At 71.0% G+C, this 18,706-nt stretch carries 17 protein-coding genes; 6 read left to right on the plus strand and 11 right to left on the minus strand.

Translation table 11 applies throughout. The annotated features are described in order from the left end of the window. Nucleotides 1-7: 7 nt before the first annotated feature. The 9 genes from WC969_12210 to WC969_12250 all read right to left on the minus strand — a co-directional run bounded on the left by WC969_12210 (nucleotide 8) and on the right by WC969_12250 (nucleotide 9,764). Nucleotides 8-1,300, minus strand: coding sequence for an adenylosuccinate synthase (locus WC969_12210; GenBank protein MFA6030611.1), 1,293 nt, complete (start codon nucleotides 1,298-1,300; stop codon nucleotides 8-10). Nucleotides 1,301-1,370: 70 nt separating this feature from the next. Continuing rightward, nucleotides 1,371-2,309 (minus strand): hypothetical protein, encoded by a 939-nt coding sequence (locus tag WC969_12215; GenBank protein MFA6030612.1) that lies wholly within the window; start codon nucleotides 2,307-2,309, stop codon nucleotides 1,371-1,373. Continuing rightward, on the minus strand, nucleotides 2,306-3,334 hold the full coding sequence (locus WC969_12220) for a tyrosine-type recombinase/integrase (protein ID MFA6030613.1): 1,029 nt from the start codon (nucleotides 3,332-3,334) through the stop codon (nucleotides 2,306-2,308). The genes WC969_12215 and WC969_12220 overlap by 4 nt, the downstream gene beginning before the upstream one ends. A gap of 1 nt (nucleotide 3,335) precedes the next feature. Beyond that, on the minus strand, nucleotides 3,336-5,789 hold the full coding sequence (gene topA / locus WC969_12225; protein ID MFA6030614.1) for a type I DNA topoisomerase: 2,454 nt from the start codon (nucleotides 5,787-5,789) through the stop codon (nucleotides 3,336-3,338). Continuing rightward, on the minus strand, nucleotides 5,776-6,648 hold the full coding sequence (gene dprA, locus WC969_12230; GenBank protein ID MFA6030615.1) for a DNA-processing protein DprA: 873 nt from the start codon (nucleotides 6,646-6,648) through the stop codon (nucleotides 5,776-5,778). Before dprA ends, topA begins: the two co-directional genes overlap by 14 nt. Continuing rightward, on the minus strand, nucleotides 6,645-7,121 hold the full coding sequence (locus WC969_12235; GenBank protein ID MFA6030616.1) for a helix-turn-helix transcriptional regulator: 477 nt from the start codon (nucleotides 7,119-7,121) through the stop codon (nucleotides 6,645-6,647). The genes dprA and WC969_12235 overlap by 4 nt, the downstream gene beginning before the upstream one ends. Continuing rightward, a complete protein-coding gene (locus WC969_12240) occupies nucleotides 7,099-7,482 on the minus strand; it encodes a tetratricopeptide repeat protein (protein ID MFA6030617.1) in 384 nt (127 codons plus the stop codon). The genes WC969_12235 and WC969_12240 overlap by 23 nt, the downstream gene beginning before the upstream one ends. Then, the gene (locus tag WC969_12245) at nucleotides 7,483-8,256 is read right to left on the minus strand and encodes a LysM peptidoglycan-binding domain-containing protein (GenBank protein ID MFA6030618.1); all 774 of its coding nucleotides are present in this window, start codon (nucleotides 8,254-8,256) and stop codon (nucleotides 7,483-7,485) included. Continuing rightward, the gene (locus WC969_12250) at nucleotides 8,253-9,764 is read right to left on the minus strand and encodes a YifB family Mg chelatase-like AAA ATPase (GenBank protein ID MFA6030619.1); all 1,512 of its coding nucleotides are present in this window, start codon (nucleotides 9,762-9,764) and stop codon (nucleotides 8,253-8,255) included. Before WC969_12250 ends, WC969_12245 begins: the two co-directional genes overlap by 4 nt. 189 nt (nucleotides 9,765-9,953) lie before the next feature. Between WC969_12250 and WC969_12255 the strand changes: the two genes are divergently transcribed. From WC969_12255 to WC969_12280, 6 genes are read left to right on the plus strand one after another with little or no spacing between them, the layout of a single operon-like run. Next, nucleotides 9,954-10,760, plus strand: a complete 807-nt coding sequence (locus WC969_12255) for a hypothetical protein (protein ID MFA6030620.1) — start codon at nucleotides 9,954-9,956, stop codon at nucleotides 10,758-10,760. Between the two features lie 8 nt (nucleotides 10,761-10,768). Then, complete coding sequence (locus tag WC969_12260) at nucleotides 10,769-12,133, plus strand: FliG C-terminal domain-containing protein (GenBank protein MFA6030621.1); 1,365 nt, start codon at nucleotides 10,769-10,771, stop codon at nucleotides 12,131-12,133. Nucleotide 12,134: 1 nt separating this feature from the next. Next, nucleotides 12,135-12,923 (plus strand): MotA/TolQ/ExbB proton channel family protein, encoded by a 789-nt coding sequence (locus WC969_12265; protein ID MFA6030622.1) that lies wholly within the window; start codon nucleotides 12,135-12,137, stop codon nucleotides 12,921-12,923. Nucleotides 12,924-12,935: 12 nt separating this feature from the next. Continuing rightward, nucleotides 12,936-13,622: an OmpA family protein gene (locus WC969_12270; GenBank protein ID MFA6030623.1), complete on the plus strand. Its 687-nt coding sequence runs from the start codon at nucleotides 12,936-12,938 to the stop codon at nucleotides 13,620-13,622. Continuing rightward, nucleotides 13,615-14,286, plus strand: coding sequence for a flagellar motor protein MotB (locus WC969_12275; protein MFA6030624.1), 672 nt, complete (start codon nucleotides 13,615-13,617; stop codon nucleotides 14,284-14,286). Before WC969_12270 ends, WC969_12275 begins: the two co-directional genes overlap by 8 nt. Continuing rightward, entirely contained in the window at nucleotides 14,283-15,266 is a 984-nt protein-coding gene (locus WC969_12280) for a tetratricopeptide repeat protein (GenBank protein MFA6030625.1), read from the plus strand. The genes WC969_12275 and WC969_12280 overlap by 4 nt, the downstream gene beginning before the upstream one ends. 721 nt (nucleotides 15,267-15,987) lie before the next feature. Here the strand turns inward: WC969_12280 and WC969_12285 are convergent. Together WC969_12285 and WC969_12290 are read right to left on the minus strand one after the other, a co-directional pair. Then, on the minus strand, nucleotides 15,988-17,901 hold the full coding sequence (locus WC969_12285) for a hypothetical protein (protein ID MFA6030626.1): 1,914 nt from the start codon (nucleotides 17,899-17,901) through the stop codon (nucleotides 15,988-15,990). A 55-nt stretch (nucleotides 17,902-17,956) separates the two neighbouring features. Continuing rightward, nucleotides 17,957-18,706 (minus strand): FecR family protein, encoded by a 750-nt coding sequence (locus WC969_12290; protein ID MFA6030627.1) that lies wholly within the window; start codon nucleotides 18,704-18,706, stop codon nucleotides 17,957-17,959.

The following is an 18,706-nucleotide window of genomic DNA, read 5'->3' on the forward strand; positions in this document are numbered from 1 at the left end:
CCGCTCCTCAGGAAGGCCACCGGAAGGGACCGCGCAGGAGGGTCTGCTCGCGGTCCCGGCCGATGGAGACGATGGGGATGGGCACGCCCAGGCGCCGTTCGATCTCGAGCACGTAGTCGCGCGCGCCCTTGGGGAGGGCGGCGAAGCTCCGCGCCTTCTCGAAACCGCCGCTGAAGCCGGGAAAGTCCTCATAGACCGGCACGGCTTCGAACGCGTCGCGCCGCGCGCAGGGGAACTCGGTCGTCTTGCGGCCCCGGACCTTGTACGCGACGCACACGCGCAGGGGATGGACCCCGGCGAGGGTGTCGAGCTTGGTGAGCGCGAGCCGGTCGATGCCGCCGGCCCGCAGGGCCTGGCGGAGCTGGACGAGATCGAGCCAGCCGATGCGGCGCGGCCGGCCGGTGGTGGTGCCGTACTCCCCCCCCGCCTCGCGCAGATAGCGGGCCACCGTCCCCTCGAGCTCCGTCGGGAAGGGGCCCAGACCGACGCGGGTCGTATAGGCCTTGCTCACGCCGAGCACGCCGCGGATGCGGGTGGGGCCGACGCCGACGCCGACGCAGGCGCCGCCGGCGATGGGGCTCGAGGAGGTCACGAAGGGGTAGGTGCCGTGGTCCACGTCGAGCATGACGCCCTGGGCGCCCTCGAACATCACCCGACGCCCGGCGTCGAGCGCGTCCGACACGAGCAGCGAGACGTCGGCGGCCAGGGGCTTGAGGAAGGCGCGCAGGCCTTCGTAGCCCTCCAGCGCCTCGGCGCGGGCCGTCTTGAGCGGCACGGCGCGGGTGAGCTCGCCTTCGCGCTCGCGCAGGACCTTCTCGAGGAGCTCCTCGAAGAGCGACCGGTCGAGGAAGTCGCAGACCCGGATGCCGAGCCGGGCGGCCTTATCCTCGTAGCAGGGGCCGATGCCGCGCTTCGTCGAGCCCACGCCGGCGCCGCCTTCCTCGCGCAGGGCGTCGAGGTGCATGTGATGCGGCAGCACGAGGTGGCAGAGCGAGCTCACGCGCAGACGCCCGCGCACCCGGATGCCGGAACGCTCGAGCCCGCGGACCTCCTCGCGCAGGGAGCCCAGGTTGAGGACGACGCCGTTGCCGATGAGGGCCTGGCAGTTCGGGACGAGGATGCCGGAGGGGACGCTGTGGAGGGCGTACTTCTTGCCGCCGAAGACCACCGTGTGCCCGGCGTTGTTGCCGCCCTGATAGCGCACGACGGTGTGCGCCCGGGAGGCGAGCCAATGGACGATCTTCCCCTTGCCCTCGTCTCCCCACTGCGCCCCGACGACCACAAGCCCTGCGGAACCCATAAAGAACTCCTTCCCTTGGCGGGAACTCCTCATCCTAACCCCGCCGAGAATCCCCTCCGGGGATTCCCGGCTACCCCCCGAAGATGCGCTTCCACCAGGGCGAGCGAGCGCCCCGGCGAGTGACCTTGATGCGGACGTCCGGCGGCAGGGTGACGTCGCCGCAGAGCCCGGCGGAGAAGCGCACGCGCAGGTGGCACTCCCCCTTGCGGCCGCGCTCGATGGCCTCCACCGGCGCGGGCAGGGGCGCGGAACCCTCGCCGACGCGGGTGCTGATGAGCTTGGCCAGGTACTGCGCGACGTCGCGCCCGTCGGTGATGGTCGTGTAGACGAGGTCGCCGGCCTTGAGCTCCCCGGCGGGGACCCCTTCGGGCGCGGGCTCGAGCGCGATGCGCAGCACCAGCGGCGCCGAGGCCCCCCCGGGGGGCGGCCGGTGCGCGCGGCGGGGCTCGGTCTTCCGGGCCCCCGGCGCCGGCAGGACCTCCTGGAACTGGCCCATGTCGAGGAGCTCGGCCCGGGCCTGGACCTCGGCCTCCCCGAGCCGGGGCGCGAGGGCGTTCTGCAGGCGGGCGAACTCCGCGGCCCCGAGCTTCGGCTTCTCGGAGAAGAAAGGGGCCGCCTCGGAGGAATCGAAGAAGCCGGCCAGGAGCCGCTCGGCCTCCTGGCTCAGGTCCTGGAGCGTCCCCGCCCAGAGCCGGCAGGCGTAGAGGCGGCCCTCGAAGTCGAACCAGTGCGCGTCGAAGTCGCAGGTGTAGACGGCCGGGTTGTAGGAGACGACGGCCCGGGCGCGCAGCAGCGAGCGGTCCTTGAGGTTGAGGATGGCGAGCCAGAGCCCGTAGAGGGACTCGTGGCGGGCGCGCAGGCGCCCCTTGAGCACGAGGATGTTCTGGAAGAGGCGCGGGACGGCCTGCACCGCGCTCTGGAGGTCGTAGCTGCAGAGCTCGAGCGCGAGCTCGGCCTCGGCCCGGTCGCAGCCCGTCTCCTCCATAAGGAGAGCCACCTTATCTTTCACTCATCCTCCTTCTCGGTCCCCCTCGCCCGCCGTGCGGGAGAGGGGGTATCGGGGGGTGAGGGGGAGCGCGCCGGCGCTCCCCGCGGATGCGCCTTCTCGTAGACCCGGCGGATCCCCTCGAGCGTGGCGTGGGTGTAGACCTGGGTGGTGGAGAGCGAGCGGTGGCCGAGCATCTCCTGGAGCGTGCGGACGTCGCAGCCGCGCCCGAGCATCTGAGTGGCGAAGCTGTGGCGCAGCGCGTGCGGGGTCACGCCCTTGAGGAGGCCCGCCTTGCGGGCCGCGCGGCGCACGACCTGGGCGACGGAGCCCTCGCCGAGCCGCCCCCCCCGCGCGTTGAGCCAGAGAGGGCTCGAACCGACGAGCCCGTCGCCGGGTCGGCGCGCGTGCCCTTCTCCTCTCGCGCCGTCCCGTCGGCGCTCAGGCCCGCCGACGGGACGGGCCTCGAGGTAGGCGCGCAGGACGCGCAGCGCGGCGTGTCCGACGGGGACGACGCGTTCGCGCGAGCCCTTGCCGAAGACGCGCACGGTGCCGCCGACGAAGTCCACGTCGCCTACGTTGAGCCGGGCCAGCTCGCCGCGGCGCAGGCCGCTCGAGAAGAAGAGCTCGAGCACGGCGCGGTCGCGCAGGTCGAGGAGGCGGTCCCCCGGGGCCCCCTTCTCGAGCAGGGACTCCGTCTCGGGAGAGCTGAGGAAGCGGGGCAGGCGCCCCTCGCGGCGCGGCATGGGCAGGTTGAGGAAGGGGTCGCGGCGGAGGACGTCCTCTTCGATGAGCCAGCGCACCAGCGAGCGCAGCGCGGCGATCTTGCGAAGGACGGAGGTGCGGCGGATGGGCCGCCCGGAGAGTTCGGAGAGCCAGACGCGCAGGCGCTGGCGGTCGAGGCGGGAGGGCTCCTCCGCGCCCCAGCCGCGGGCCTCCCAGAAGCGCTCGAACTCGGCGAGGTCGGAGCGGTAGGCCCGGAGGGTGTGCTCGGAGAGGTTGCGGGCAGCGCGCAGGTGCGACAGGAAGCGCTGGACGCAGCTTCTCACATTATTTGCGCGGGACGGGCTTCACCGGCGGTTCGGCCTGAATCGTCTCAGCGTCCTCTTTGGAGAGGGGCTTGATGTTCCGGCACTTCGGGAAACCCGAGCAGGCGAGGAAGTGCCCGCGCTTGCCCAGCCGCATCCACATCGGGCTCGAGCACTTGTTGCACTTGCGCGAGGTCAGGACGGGACGGGAGCCCTCGATCTTCTTGCCCTCGGCGTCGAGGGAGAAGGTGTTGCGGCAGGCCGGGTAGCCCGAGCAGGCGAGGAAGCGCCCCTTGCGCCCGGTGCGGATGACCATCCCCTTGCCGCAGAGGTCGCACTTCTCGTCGGTCTGCTGGGGGACGACCCGCTTGCCCTCGGCGTCGAGCTGCGCCTTTCCCTTGCACTTGGGGAAGCGCGAGCAGGAGAGGTACTTGCCGAAGCGGCTCTCGCGGATGAGCATGGGCTCGCCGCAGAGCGGGCACTTCTCGTCGCTCTCCTGCGGCTTCACGCGCGAGTCCTCCATCGTCTCCTGGGCCAGGGCGAGCGCCTTGATCAGGGGGTCGTGGAAGCCCTGGACGACCTCGCGCCAGGGGCGCTGGCCCTCGGCGATCTCGTCGAGCTGCTCTTCGACCTGGGCCGTGTAGCCGAGGTCGAGCTGGTCGGGGAAGTGGAGCTTGAGCTTCTCGACGACGATCCGCCCGAGGTCGGTCGGGGTCAGCCGCCGGTCCTTGGGCGCGCGGTCGACGTAGCCGCGCTCGATGATGGTCTTGATGGTCGGCGCGTAGGTCGAGGGGCGTCCGATGCCGTGCTTCTCGAGCGCGCGGATGAGGCTGGCTTCGTTGTAGCAGGGGGGCGGGGAGGTCTTATGGTCCTCGGCGCAGACGCCGTCGGCCCCGTCGAGGGCGAGCTTGTCGCCCGTCTGCAGCTCGGGCAGGCGTCCCTCGGCGCTCTCCTCGTCGGCCTCGTCCTCCTCCTTGAACTCCTCGGTCTCGGCGGCCTTCGTCCCGGCCTTCCAGGCGCGCAGGAAGCCCTCGAACTTGAGGGTGCGGCCGTTGGCGCGGAAGAGGGCCTCGCCGCTGCGGACGTCGGCGGCGACGGTGTCGTAGACCGCGTCGGCCATCTGGCTGGCCAGGAAGCGGCGGAAGACGAGGTCGTAGAGCTTGAACTGCTCGGGGGTCAGGTAGGCGCGCAGCTCCTCCGGCGGGCGCATGCCGGTGGGGCGGATCGCCTCGTGCGCCTCCTGGGCGCCGCGGACCTTGCTCGCGTAGACCGGCGAGGTCTCGGGCGCGAACTGGGCGCCGTAATCGGGGCTCGCGAGCAGGAAGCTCCGGGCCTCCGTCTGGGCGATGGTCGCCACGTTGACGGAGTCCGTACGCATGTAGGTGATGAGACCGGCGGGCTCGCCCTTGCCCACGTCGACGCCTTCGTAGAGCTGCTGGGCGATCATCATCGTGCGGTCGGCCGCGTAGCCGAGCCGCTGGGAAGCGGCCTGCTGGAGCGTGCTGGTGATGAAGGGCGGCTGGGGACGGCGGCGGACTTCCTTGCGCTTGACCTCGATGACGTCGAAGGGACCGGAGGCGACCGCGGAGACGACGGCGTCGATCTCTTCGCGGGTGCGGAAGGGGGTGGCCTTGACCCGGTACTCCTCGGAGAAGAGCTTGAAGGCGCGGACGGTCTCGATCTTCTCGCCCTTCCAGTGGGTCAGCCGCGCCTCGAAGACCGGCGGGGAGCCCGCCTTCTCGAGGCGGACCTTGAGCGTCCAGTAGGCCTCGGAGGAGAAGCCCGAGATCTCCTTCTCGCGCTCGACGAGCAGGCGGCAGGCGACGGACTGCACGCGGCCGGCGGAGAGGCCGCGCCGGATCTTCCGCCAGAGGAGCGGCGAGAGCTTGTAGCCGAGCAGGCGGTCGATGACGCGCCGGGCCTGCTGGGCCTGGACGAGGTTCATGTCGACGTTGCGCGGGCTCTTGAGCGCGTCCTGGATGGCGTGCGGCGTGATCTCGTGGAAGGTGATGCGCCGCGCGCGGGCGTCCTCGAGCTCGAGGATCTGCACGAGGTGCCAGGCGATGGATTCTCCCTCGCGGTCATGGTCGGTGGCGAGGTAGACGCAGCCGGCCTCCTTGGCGAGCTTCTTGAGGTCGGGGAGGAGCTTCTTGGTGCGCGTCAGCAGGGCGTACGTGGGCTCGAAGCCGTGCGCCTCGTCGACGCCGAGACTCTTCTCGGGGAGGTCGCGCACGTGGCCGTAGGAGCTGGCGACGACGTAGCCCTTCTTCAGGAAGCGCGAGATCGTGCGCTGCTTCGCGGGCGACTCGACGATGACGAGGTCGGGTCCGGTGCCCGGCGCGGAGGCCTTGGGGGCCTTCGGCGCCTTCGCCGCCTTGGGGGCTTTGGCCGCCTTCGGGGCTTTCACCGCCTTCGGGGCCTTGGCCGCCTTGGGCGCCTTGGCGGGAGTATTGTCGTCGGCTTCAGTATCGGGCATATCTTTGACCAGCCATGGCCAGGACCAGGTCCCGGCCTTCGAGTTCCGTCAGGACTCCAAGCAGGCGCGGCGTCGGCCAGCCGGTCCCGGCGGCGAGCTCCTCTACGGTCATGGAGCTTGAAGCGAGCAATTCTATGATTTTTCCCTCGTCCGCGCTCAACTGGGCGGCGCAAGCGGGTCCGGAATCGACGGTGGAAGCGGGCGCGGGGAGCAGTTCGGGCAGCTCCTCGGCGAGGTCCTCGTAGCCCCGGGCGAGCGCGGCGCCCTGGCGCAGGAGCTCGAGCGGGCCGGCGCTCAGCGGGGAGTCGGCGGGCCCGGGGACGGCGAAGACCTCGCGGCCCTGGGCGAGGGCGATGCGGGCCGTGATGAGGGAGCCGGAGCGGAGGTCGCCCTCGACGACGACCACGGCGCAGGCCAGCGCGGAGATGATCCGGTTGCGGCGCGGGAAATGGGCGGCCAGCGGCGGGGTCCCGGGCGGGAACTCGCTGAGGAGGGCGCCGCCGGAACGGACGATGCGCTCGGCGAGCGCGGCGTTCTCGGGCGGATAGGCGACGTCGAGGCCGCAGCCGAGCACGGCCCAGGTCGTCCCCCCGGCGTCGAGCGCGGCGAGATGCGCCTCGGTGTCCACCCCGCGGGCCAGGCCGCTGACCACCGGGACCCCGGCGCGGGCGCAGCCCTCGGCGAGGCGGCGGGCCATGCGCCGGCCGTAGGGGGTCGCCTTCCGCGAGCCGACGATCGCGACGGCGCCCGCCGAAGGCGGCAGGACCCCGCGCACGTGGAGCAGGGACGGCGCGTCGGCGACCTCGCGCAAGACCTCGGGGTAGCCGGGGTCCTCGAGGCGCAGGAGGCGGTCGCTCAAAGGAGCTCCTCGCCGAAGGGACGGGAAGGGCGCAGGGGCAGGTCGGCGGCGGGCCGCGGTCGGGACTCCGGCCGGGCCGGCGCGGGCCGCGCGGGGCTCCGCCAGCCCCGCGCGGGCGGCGGGGGCGCTTCTTCGGTCCGCTCGCGCGCAGAGCCGGTGATGAGGGCGTGCGCGGCGCGGAAGGAGTCCTCGTCGACGCGCACGCGGCGCCACTCGGAGGGGATGCGCCCGGCGCACACCGCCAGGCGCGTCGCGTCGAGGCCGAGCGCACCCGCGAGGCGCCGCAGGGCGTCCTCCTCGGCGGGAGGGTTGCGCTTGCCCGAAAGGACCTTCGAGAGGAAGGAGGGGTCGAGGTCCGCCGCGCGGCAGAGCTCCCTCAGACCGAGCGCCCGCGCGTCCATCGCGCGCCGGACGAGCTCGACGAAAGGTGCCGCGTCGGCGGCCGCCGCGTCATTTGAACTTGATGAACTCATACTTGTTCTTCACCGTCTCGATGTCCGGCCCGCTCGGATACTCCTCGATGTAGCGCTGGAACTGGATCCGCGCGTCCTCCCACTTCTGCTGCTCGGAGTAGATCGTCCCGAGGCGCAGCAGCGCCTTCGGCGCGTACTGACAGGTCGGATAGTCGGTCAGCAGCTGGGTGAAGGCCTCCGTGGCCGTCGGGAAGTCGCTGCGCAGGAAGGTCGTCATCCCCACGTAGTAGGCCACCTGAGGTGAGCGCCTCGGGTCGGGATGCTTCTGGTTGTAGACGACCACGTCGTGGAAGGTATAGTGGCTGCGGATATAGCCCACGCCGAAGATGACGAGGACGACGGAGATGACGAACTTCTTCATCTACTCCTCCAGCTTGAGCAGGTCGCCGGGCTGGACCGTGTCGCCCGCGCCGACGACGAGCGCGCGGTAGCGGTCCTTGTCGGCCAGCTTCCTGGAGACCTCGACGATGCCGATCTTCTGCATGTAGAGACCCTTGGGGTCGGTGTCGGCCTCGGTCCGAGAGGTCCGGCGGTACACGCCGTAGCGCTGCCGCTTCGCGACCCCGGAGCGCTCGATGAGGAGGAGGACATGGTCCCCCTGGGACGCCTGCAGGCGCTCGGGCGACTCGAGGACCTTGCCGTCCTCCTTCCATGACGCGGGCATGAGCAGCCGGCGCAGGGCCGGAGTCTGGCCCGTCTGACCCGAGGGGATCTCCATGGAGAGCGCGTCCGGCAGGGCGATGGCGCCCGCCGAGGCGCTGGGATCGAAGGGCGGACCCTTCTCGACCGGGGCGGGGGGTTCAGGCGCCGGCTCGGGAGCGGCCGCGGGCTCCTCCTTGGGCTCCGGGGCCTCGCGGGGGATGTCCTGCGCTTCGGTGTCGGGTCCGAGCGCGGGGCCGGGCTCCGACACGGGAGCGGCGGCGTCGGGGATGACGATGATCTGCCCGGGGTAGATCCAGTGCGGGTCCTTGACGGACGGCGCGGGGTTGGCGTCCGCGATGCGGCGCCAGCCGAAGTTATCCTCATAGTAGCGGCCCGCCAGGTCCCAGAGGGTGTCCCCGGGGACGACCGTGTGCCGCGACTCGGCGCGGACGACCGCCGGAGCGAGCAGAAGCGCTAATAGGAGTATCTTCATAGGGTCCGCCATTTTCCCAAATAGGAAGCCGCTTCCGCCAGATGTTTGCGCAGGACGGGCCCGGAACCTTCCAGATCCGCCGCCGTCCGGGCGACCCGGAGGAGGCGGTCGAGCCCTCGCGGAGAGAGCGCCGACCGGCGTGCCGCGGCCTCGAGGAGGAGCCGCCCGTCCCCGTCGACGCGGCAGGCCTCGCGCAGGTCCGCGCCGGCGAGGCGCGCGTTGAGCTCCCGGGAGCCGCGGCCGCGGGCGAAAGCCCGGGCGGCGAGGACGCGCCCGCGGACCTCGGCCGTCGATTCCGGCACGGGGCCGACCCCTTCCCACTCGGCGAAGGGCACCGGAGAGAGCTCCGCCTGCAGATCGACGCGGTCGAGCAGCGGGCCGGAGACGCGGCCGCGGTAGCGGCGCACGTCGCGCTCCGTGCACTCGCAGCGCCGACCCGGATGGCCGAGGTAGCCGCAGGGGCAGGGGTTCATCGCCGCGACGAGCGTGAAGTCGGAGGGATAGAGGACCGACTCCCTCAGGCGGGAGACCCCGACGCAGCGGTCCTCCATGGGCTGGCGCAGGGACTCGAGCGCCTCGCGGCCGAACTCCGGCCACTCGTCGAGGAAGAGCACCCCGCGGTGCGCGAGCGTGACCTCTCCCGGGCGGCAGCGCGCGCCGCCGCCCACCAGCGCGGTCGGGGTCGTCGTGTGGTGCGGCGCCCGGAACGGGCGCGCGCGCACGAGCCCCCCTCCCGGCGGGAGGCGGCCGCAGACCGAGTAGACGCGCGTGACCTCGAGCGCCTCCTCGCGCCCGAGCGGCGGGAGCAGGCCGGGCAGGCGCCGGGCGAGCATGGATTTCCCCGTTCCCGGCGGGCCGATGAGCAGGAGGTTGTGCCCGCCGGCGGCCGCGAGTTCGACCGCGCGGCGCGCCAGCGCCTGTCCGCGCACGTCGCCCAGATCCTCCCCGCCGGCGGGCAGGGGCTCCTCCTCGGGCTCCGGGAGCCGCTCGGGCAGGGCCCCGCGCAGCAGGTCGACGGCCTCCCGCAGCGTGGAGACCCCGTAGGCCTCGAGGCCCGGGGACGCCGCCGCCTCGCGCAGGTTCTCGCGAGGGACCACGACCCCGCGCAGACCCCGCCGGCGCGCCGCGGCCGCCATGGAGAGCACCCCCGAGACCGGCCGGACCGCCCCGTCGAGCGCGAGCTCGCCGAGGAAGCAGAGGTCCGCCGCGGAGGAGACGGCCTCGACCTGCTCCGAGGCGGCCAGGGCCCCGAGCGCGATGGGCAGGTCGAAGTGGGTGCCGGCCTTGCGGGTCTCCGCCGGGGAGAGGTTCACCGTCACGCGCCGGCCGGGGAACTCGAAGCCGGCGTTGCGCACCGCCGAGACGACGCGCTCGCGCGCCTCGCGCACCGAGCCGTCGGGCAGGCCGACGGTCTTGAAGCAGGGAAGGCCGTTGGCGAGGTCGAACTCGACGGCCACGAGGAAGCCGTCGATGCCGCTCACCGCCGCCGACCAGAACCGGGCGATCACCCCCTGGTTACGCCCGGGGGGGCCGGAAAGTTCCCTCCAGCCGCGGCTCGCCGAACCTGGTTCCGCCGAACCTGGTTCGGGGATACCCGATATGAGTCTATCTGGAGGGAGGGCGGCGTCCTCAGGATTTGCGGATTATTCTGTTATGATTCCGAAACACCGGACCGCTACACTCCCGATACCTCTATTATGGAAGGGACGAAGACGAAGTACTGGCTCTTCCTCCATGGACAAGTGCTCGGCCCCTACGGGGAATCCGAGCTCTCCGTCGTGGACGGCTTCGGCGCGGACGCCCTCGTCTGCGACGACGAGGACCTCGCCTCCGGCTCCCCGCAGTGGACGCGCGCGGCCGCGGTCCCCGCCCTGGCGATGCCGGTGCTCGAGGCCGTCGGCGGCCAGGGGGCCCGCACCCGCTGGCGCGGCGCCCTCCCGGCCGACCCGACGCTCCAGGACGTCGCGTGCATCCATTCGCTCGAGGAGCAGATGGCGGTGCTGGCCAACGCGCTCGTGGGCCTGCGCAAGTACTGCTCCCGCCAGGCGACCGACCTCATCGGCCTGCAGGCGGAGCTCGCCGAGAAGCGCGGCGAGATCGCGGAGCTCAAGAAGCGCATGGCGGTGGCCGGAGAGCGACTCCTCGCGCTCGACGAGCTCAAGCTCGCCGACGAGAAGCTCGGAGAGGGCCTCGAGGCCGAGACCCGCCGCGTCGACGGCGCGCTCGCCCTCCAGGAAGCCCGCCTCGCCGCGCTCAAGTCCGAGAGCGCCAAGGCCCGCGAGGAGATCCTCTCCGAGATCGGCAAGGTCGGCGAGGCCATCCGCGCGCAGGTCGGCGAGCTCAAGGAGCGCATGAACGCCGCTCCCTCCGCCGCGGGGACGGGGCCCGCCGCGGCCCCCGCTGCGGCCGAGGACGAGTTCGGCCTGCCGACCCTTTCCCTCCTGGACGACGTCGGGAGCCCCGCGCCCGAGAAGGGCGGCGAAGGGGAGTCCCTGGACGCATGAGGTCTCTCATGAAGAAGCTCCCCCTCCTCCTCGCGCTCTGCGCTGCGCTCGGCGCCCCGGGGGCCTCCGCGGCCCCGGCGAACACCCCTTCCGACGAGATCGGCGCCAAGGTCCAGCTCGAGGGCTCCATCGAGAAGCGCCTGGAGGCCGTGCTGCGCAAGGCCTTCAACCGCGAGGACATCATCGTCATCGCCAACGTCGACATGGTCTCCGAGACGGAGAAGGACGAGGCCTCCGACGAGGAGATCATGCCCGGCGTCCCCCCCAAGGTGACCCCGGCGACCCCCGGCCCGCTCGGTGTGACCCTCACGAAGGTGCGCCGCGTGCTCGCGACGGTGCTCGTCGACGAGTCGGCCACCGCCGAGGACCTCGCGCTCATCCGCAAGACCGCCGAAGGCCTCCTCGGGATCGTCCCCGAGCGCGGCGACGCGCTGGCCGTCGAGAAGATCCGCTTCCGCAAGGCCCCGCCCATCTCGGCGGCCGACTTCCTCAAGCCCTCGGGCCTGCTCTCCCTGCTCTGGCTCCTCCTCGCCGCCGCGGGCCTCCTGGGCCTGCAGCGCGGCACCGTCGCGCTCGTCGCGGTCGGCCGCGAGTGGATCGCGAGCTCCCGCAGCGCGGCCGAGAAGAGCGAGCGCCGCCTCGACGCCGAGGCGCCGGAGGCCGCCGCCGCCGAGGCCGCCGCGGCGGCCGCCGCCGACATCGACGAGGAGGACCGCTCCGCCCTGCCTTTCGGCTTCATCTCGGAGAAGGACCTCCCGACCCTCATCCTGCTGCTCCAGAAGGCGAAGGCGCAGACCTGCGCGGTCGTCGTCCACTACCTGCCCGGAGCCCTCGCGGCCCAGGTCCTCGAGGCCCTCTCGCCGGAACGCCGCCGCGAGGTCGTCGCCCTCATGTGCCGCGTGACCCAGCTCGACCGCGAACAGGTCCGCGTCGTCGAGGAGTCCCTGCGAGCCCGCATCCACTACCTCATGGGCGGCGAGCACAAGCTCGCCGAGCTCCTCGACCACGCTCCCGAAGCCCTGCGCGAGGAGATGCTCGGGACGCTGCGCGAGCGCGACCCCGAGCTCGGCGCGCGCCTCAAGCGCCGCATCGTCCTGCTCGAGGACCTCGGCGCTCTTGAGGAGGCCGACCTCAAGGCCCTCGTGCGCCGCATCCCCCTGCGCAGCCTCGCGATCGTCCTGCGCTCCGCCGAGGACCTCAAGGCCCGCATCCTGCCCAAGCTGCGCTCCGGCATCGGGGAGTGGCTGACCCAGGAGATCGAGCTCACGCAGGTCCCCCCCAAGGAGCTCGCGGAGGCGGAGCGCCGCCGCGTCCTCGTCGCCCTGCGCGCGCTCGTGCGCGAAGGCCGCGTGACCCTGCGCAGGGAGAGCTGATATGGACCTGATGTCGATCCTGGGCGCGCTCCTGGGCATCGGCGTCGTCCTCTACGTCCTCGCCATCGGGCAGATGGCCCACTTCCTCCTCAACCCCGAGGCCCTCATCCTCATCTTCGGCGGCACCGTGGGCTCGGTGATGATCAGCTACCCGTGGTCGGCGATCCGCTTCGTGCCCGCCGCGCTCAAGATGATGATCTTCCCCCCGCGCCGGCCGCCGGCCATGATGCTCATCCAGTCCTTCGTGCGCCTGGCCGAGCGCGCCCGCCGCGAGGGCCTCGACGCCCTCGGCAACGAGCTCCAGGGCCTCCCCCACCCCTTCATGGCCGACGGCCTCCAGATGATCATGGACGGGCTCGACGCCGAGACCCTGCGCGACCGCTGCGAGCGCGACATCCTCGTCACCCGCCACCGCCACCTGCAGACGAGCGGCATCTTCCGCTCGGCGGGGACCTACGCCCCCATCTTCGGACTCCTCGGCACCCTCATCGGCGTCGTCCAGGTCCTGCGCAACATCACGAACCCCTCCGCCATGGGCGCCTCGATGGCCGTGGCCATGACCGCTTCCTTCTACGGGATCTTCTCCGCGAACTTCCTCTTCCTCCCCATCGCGAACAAGCTGGCCTTCTACTCCGAGGAGGAGATGCTCAATCGCGAGCTCATCGCCAAGGGTCTGCTCTCCCTCCAGCAGGGCGAGGCCCCCTGGCTCATCGCCAAGCGCCTGGAGGCCTACCTCGCCTTCAACCTGCGCCGCGGCGGCGCACGGCGCTATGCCAAGGTGCCCGCGTAGGACGAGGGGAAGATGATCCCCTTCCTCCATCGCGTGGCGCCGAGCACCCTCGAAGACAACCCGCTTTGGCTCGTCGTCCTCTGCGACATGATGACGAACCTCATGCTCTTCTTCCTCGTGATGTTCGCGCTGACCCAGCAGGGGCCGCAGGCCCAGCGGGACCTGGTGAAGACTTTCGAGGCCGGCGCGCTCGTCGACCGGAAGCCCCGCGCCGAGGAGGCCGCCCTTCCGACCTTCCGCGAGAGCGACGCCGACCGGCTGCGCGGGGTCTTCACGCAGGGAGGGCTCGGGGAGGCCGCGGCCGTGGCCGAGACCGAGGAGGGCGTGCGCGTGCGCCTGAAGGAAGGTCTGCTCTTCGGCTTCGGCGAGGCCGACCTCGCCGCGAACGCGGGGACGACGCTCGAGCGGCTCGCCGCGGTCCTGCGCGAGATGCCGAACTCCGTCGTCGTCGAGGGACACACCGACGACCGCCCGGTCATCGGCGGGCGCTACCGCAGCAACTGGGAGCTCTCCATCGCCCGCTCGCACGCGGTCCTCTCCGCGCTCGTCGCGGCGGGAGTGCACCCGAAGCGCCTCGTGACCTCCGGCTACGGCCCGCTGCACCCCATCGCCTCGAACGGCGACGACGCGGGACGCGCGAAGAACCGGCGCGTCGAGATCGTCATCCTGCGCCACCCCGAGGAGGAGCGCGGTGCTTAGGGATCGACCCGAAACCCCGCAGGACGACCCCACGAAGCTGTGGATGATCCCTTATGCCGACCTCATGTCGAACCTCGTCATCCTGTTCCTCGCCCTCTTCGTCTTCTCCTACGCGACGCGCTCGCCGGAGTACGACCGGGCGCTCGCGCGCATCGAGAAGGAGATCGCCTCCCAGAAGCGCCTTACGGAGAAGGAGCGTCAGCTCCAGGAGATGGAGCTCGCCGTGCGTCTGAAGCGGGAGATGAGCCGCCTGCGCCTCGACGACTTCGGTCTCAAGGTGAGCAGCCGCCGCATCGAGCTCACCCTGCCCTCCCCCGTGCTCTTCCGCGAGGGCTCCGACCGGCTCGATCCCGCCGCCGAGGAGCTGCTCTCCTCGCTCGCCGGCCTCTTCTCGCAGCTCCCCAACCCGATCCTCGTCGAGGGACACACCGACGACGTCCCCGTGCTCGGAGGCCGCCTGCGCAGCAACTGGGAGCTCTCCGCCGCGCGCGCCTTCTCCGTCGTCGAGTTCCTCTCGAGCCGCGGCCTGCCGGCCGCCCGCTTCCACGCCCGCGGCTACGGCGAGTTCCGCCCCGTCGCCTCGAACGCGGACGCGCGCGGGCGGCGCATGAACCGCCGCATCGAGATCAGCGTCATCCGCGAGCTGAGCAAGGAGGGCGCGTGAGGCTCCCCGCGGCCGCGCTCCTTCTGTTCCTCCTCGCGCCCGCCCTGCGGGCCGCGCCCCCCGCCGCCAAGGACGAGATCAGCGGCCCCCTGCGCGAGCGCTACGACGAGGCCTTCAAGCTCTTCACCGACGAGGAGTACGTCAAGGCCATCCAGAAATGGAGCGAGATCCTCCGCATCGCCCCCGAGCAGCGCACGGCCCAGACGATGATCGCCGAGGCCCGCCGCAAGCTCGAGCAGCAGGGCAAGGACCGGCTCGAGAAGCTCTACGCCCTCGTCGGCCGGGGCCTCTACGACGACGCCCTCCTCGACGTGCAGAACTTCATCGAGGAGGACTTCACCAACCCCGTCTACCGGACCCTCCAGCAGCGCCTGGAAGAGCTCGTGAAGGTCGCCCCGCGCGCGGGCGCCGGCAAGGCCTGGACGCTCGCCATGAAGGGCATCTCCGCCGCGCTGGCCCGGCGACCGGACCTGCGCCTGGCCCACAACGCCCTGCGCTACGCCTGCGAGCTCGCCCCCGAGGACCGCTCCATCGCCGCGCTCAAGGACCTCCTCCTCAACTGGAACCCCGAGCTCGTCGGCGCGGACCCCATCACCCCCGGCATGCGCTTCCTCGCCTTCAAGCGCTTCGTCGCGCTCAACTTCATCTACGACGGGAAGTACGACCTCGCCATCCAGGCCCTGGGCGACATCCTCCAGCTCGAGCCCGACGACCTGCTCTCGCTCAAGCGCCTCGGCTCCGCCTACTTCTCGCTCGGCCAGCGCCCCCAGGCGCGCGCGGCGTGGAAGCGGGCGCTGACGCTCTCCCCAGGCGACCCCAAGCTCGTGGAGTTCCTCCGCAAGCTCGATCTCCCCCCGCCCTCGGGCGCCGTGAAGGCCCCGGAGGACAAGGTCCTCATGGACGAATCCCCCGCCCCGGCCGACGCCGAGGAAGGGGACGAAGAAGAGACCGACGAAGCCGACGAGCCCGCGCCCCAATAAGGATCACGCCCATTACAGTTCCCTATCTCCCCTTCCCTTCGGGAAGGGGCAGGGGTAGGGGGCGCCTAGTCTTCCTGTTGCCTGTCACTCAACCGGTCTCCCTCCCTCTCGAGGGAGGGCTGGGGGAGGGTAGAGTCGCCGCATCCTAGATCCTAGTGCCAGGCACTCACCTTATGGAACCAAACCCTTCCGGCGCCGCCACCTGAGAATCACGAAACCCCTACGCCAATAAGGTCAATAAGGTGAGTGCCTGGCACCGGACTCCTGCCGTAGAGGAGAGGTTTCTGCTGCACGTCAGGAATTCGTTCAGGAAGCGTACGACAACGGCTTCGGCCCCGTGGAGATCGCTCGCTTCATCACCCGCTCCTGCACCGACGCCTGCAAGATGCTCCGCAAGCCCCCACCCCGAGTTAGTTCAATTAGTTAAGTGCCTGGCACCGTAAGTCCGTCCGCTGCGGCTCTGCGCCGTCTGCGTCTGAGAACGATCCGGCGATGTAGTTGTAACTCAACCCGGATGGAGTGTCAAGGTGCTCCCCATGGGTGGTTCCCGGACCCCACCCGACCGGCCACGGCACCGTAGTGGGAGGGGCCGCCGGCCCCTCCCCTACCCTCTGGCGCCGTCGGGACGCTTGCGCGTCCCAGGACGGCTGTCACCCTCCACTAAGGTGCGGCGGGCCATGCCGCCGCCAACCAATACCCTCCCTCGAAGAGGGAGGGGTGTTTAAAAAGAGAGGGAGTAGCGGAAGGAGGCGGTGGACTCGCTGTAGCTGCGCGAGACGTCGGCCTTGTCTTTGTTGCGGTTGTAGCCGAGGCCGAAGGTGAGGCTGTTCTGCGGGCTCACGGTCCAGGTGAACTCCGAGTTCGAGGAGAGCAGCGTGGAGTCCGCCGCGAGGGTGGGCGAGGTGCTCTTGTTCGAGGTCATCGACCCCCAGATCTGGGCCGTCCAGCTCCGGCGCAGGGGGAAGGCGAGGCTCGGCGAGACGGAGAGCGAGGTCCGCTGAGAGCCGTCCACCTTGTCGCGCGAGAGGGTGCGGCTGGCGCCGAAGGTGGCGTTCCAGCGCGCCGGCAGGGCGAGGTTGCTCGAGAAGGAGAGCGTCTGGGTGTCGAGGTCGTGGGCGAGCTTGTTCTTGTCCTTGAACTGGCTCATCTGGGCGCCGAGCGAGACGCTGTGGGCCTTGATCGCCTGCGAGAGGTTCAGGCCGGCGGTGACGGTCTGGTTGTCGAGCGCGGTCGCGGGCTTGCCCTTCGCGGTGTTCATCGTGCCCGTGAGACTCAGCCCCGTGCCCGTGGGGAACTGGAAGGCGTTGGTCAGTCCCACGAGGCGCTGGGTCGTCGTCACCTTCGCCGGGTCCCCGCCGAGGTTGTCCTGGTACTGGTTGCCGATGAGCGAGAGGGTGTAGCTGCGCAGGGGATAGAGCTCGAGCATGAAGTCGTAGGTCATGCGGTCGCCGACCACCGCGGGCGCGCCGAAGGAGACGTACTTCGGCCCCGTGCGCTGGAGGTAGGTCTTGAGCTTGAAGACGGGGCGCGCCCAGCGGAACTCGGCGCGGTAGGCGGAGTCCTTGGCCCCCACCTTGCCGGCGTCGGCCTGATAGGAGGTCTGCTCGTAGTCGACCGTCAGCGAGAGCTTCGGGCGGGGCTCCCAGGCGAGGGTCAGGCCGTAGCCGCTGTTGCGCTGGGGGGTCAGCGTCGGCCCCCGGTAGTTCCCCGAGCGGGGGTCGTTGCTGAGCGAGCCCGTCTCATCCGCGCTGAGGAAGGCGTTGCCCGTGGCGGAGAGGGTCTCGAGGAACGAATAGCGCCCGGAGGCGGCGTACATCGTGCGCGCGAAGCGGCCGTTGGTCGTGCTGTCGCCCGGGACGGAGCCCACGGTCTGACCGCCGGCGAGACTCCAGCTCCAGTCGCCGCGCCGCTGCTCGAGCATGCCGCCGCGCATGCCCAGCCCGGAGACCGAGAGCGGGCTCATGCTCGGGCTGATGTCGCCCGCGGAGACGGTCCCCCAGGGCGCGTAGTAGTTGAGCACGATGATGAAGGGGTCGAAGACCTTCCCCGGCTCGTGGAGCAGGTAGGCGTTGAGCAGATAGGAGGAGTCCTTGATCTTTCCGACCGTGTTCAGCGTCGTGGCGCCGGAGTGAGAGCTCCACTTGTTGCGGCTCGAGTTCTTGTAGGACAGCGTGAGGTTGCCCTCGATGCGGTAGTCCACGGCCTCCGGCGCCGGCGGGATGGGCTTCTCGACGATCTGGAAGGCCTTGTAGTCCGAGACGAGCAGCTGCTCCGTGCCCTTATAGAGGAAGATGCGGTAGAAGCGCCGACCGACCGCCGTCTCCGGGATGAAGAACGGCACCGAGACCGACGCCACGGCCCCCGCCTGCACGGTCTCCTGGGGGGTGACCTGGCGGCTGCGCCCCGCGTACTTGTGGTCGAGGTCGTAGACCTCGGCCACCCAGTAGTAGGAGCCGGGGGGCCAGGCGTCGGTCCCGGTGTTGATGGCGAGGGCCTGGAAGAGCACCGTCTCGCCGGCCTGCGCCGGATCGGGCGCGGGCACGGTGAACTGGAGGTTCGCCCCGTCCATCGCACGGACGGGCGCGGCGAGCCCCAGGAGGAGCGCGAGTACGGCGAGAGCGCGTTGTCGTTTCATGTTGTCAACCCATCGGCCCTACACGAAGACGCGTCCGGGCGAAGCCCGGAAGCGCCTATTTCTTCTCGAACTTGAGCTGGATCTTCTTCTTCTGTCCGCCCTTGTCGAGCTCGAGCTCGAGCGCGCGCGTCCGGACCGCCTCCTTGTTGAGGCGCTGGATGTTCTTCTCGACGTCCACCGCCTTGAGGCCGTTCTGCCAGTCGCCCACGTCCCCGGCCGCGAGCGTCTTCGGCGCCTGGGGCGCGGCCCCCGGCCCCGTCACCTGCGTCATCTGACCCGCGCTCAGCGACTGCCGGCCCTGGTCGTTGAAGACGTCCACGAGGCCCTCATAGACCTTGACCGTCATCCGCTCGCCCACGTCGATGTCGGCCTCCGTGCCGCGCACCGAGCAGACCGCCAGCGCGCTGCGCACCTGGACGGTCGAGCGGCCGTGCAGCAGCCGCGTCCACGCCTGCCCGACCTTCGTCGAGAGCGAGGCGGGCTTGCGGCCTCCGCCGGATTCCATGACGAAGACGGAGCGCTCGTTGATGCGGACCTCGGCCCCTCCCACCAGCGCCACCGCGGCCTTCTCGCCGGAGGAGGTGCGCAGGGTGTCTCCCTCATAGACGAACTGGTTGAGCTTCAGCTTCTCCCAGGCGTCGCTCCCCGGAACCTGCAGCAGCGGACGGCCCGTCATCGCGATGAGCACCCCGGCGACGACGCGGTTCGCGCCCGCGTCCGCTCCCTTGAGCAGCGGGGCCAGCGTCAGCGCGAAGGTCCAGACCGCGGCGACGACTCCCGCCTTGATCCATGTCATCTTCGTCAT

The organism is Elusimicrobiota bacterium (assembly GCA_041660925.1).
In the GTDB taxonomy this organism is placed as follows: domain Bacteria; phylum Elusimicrobiota; class Elusimicrobia; order UBA1565; family UBA1565; genus JBAZUV01.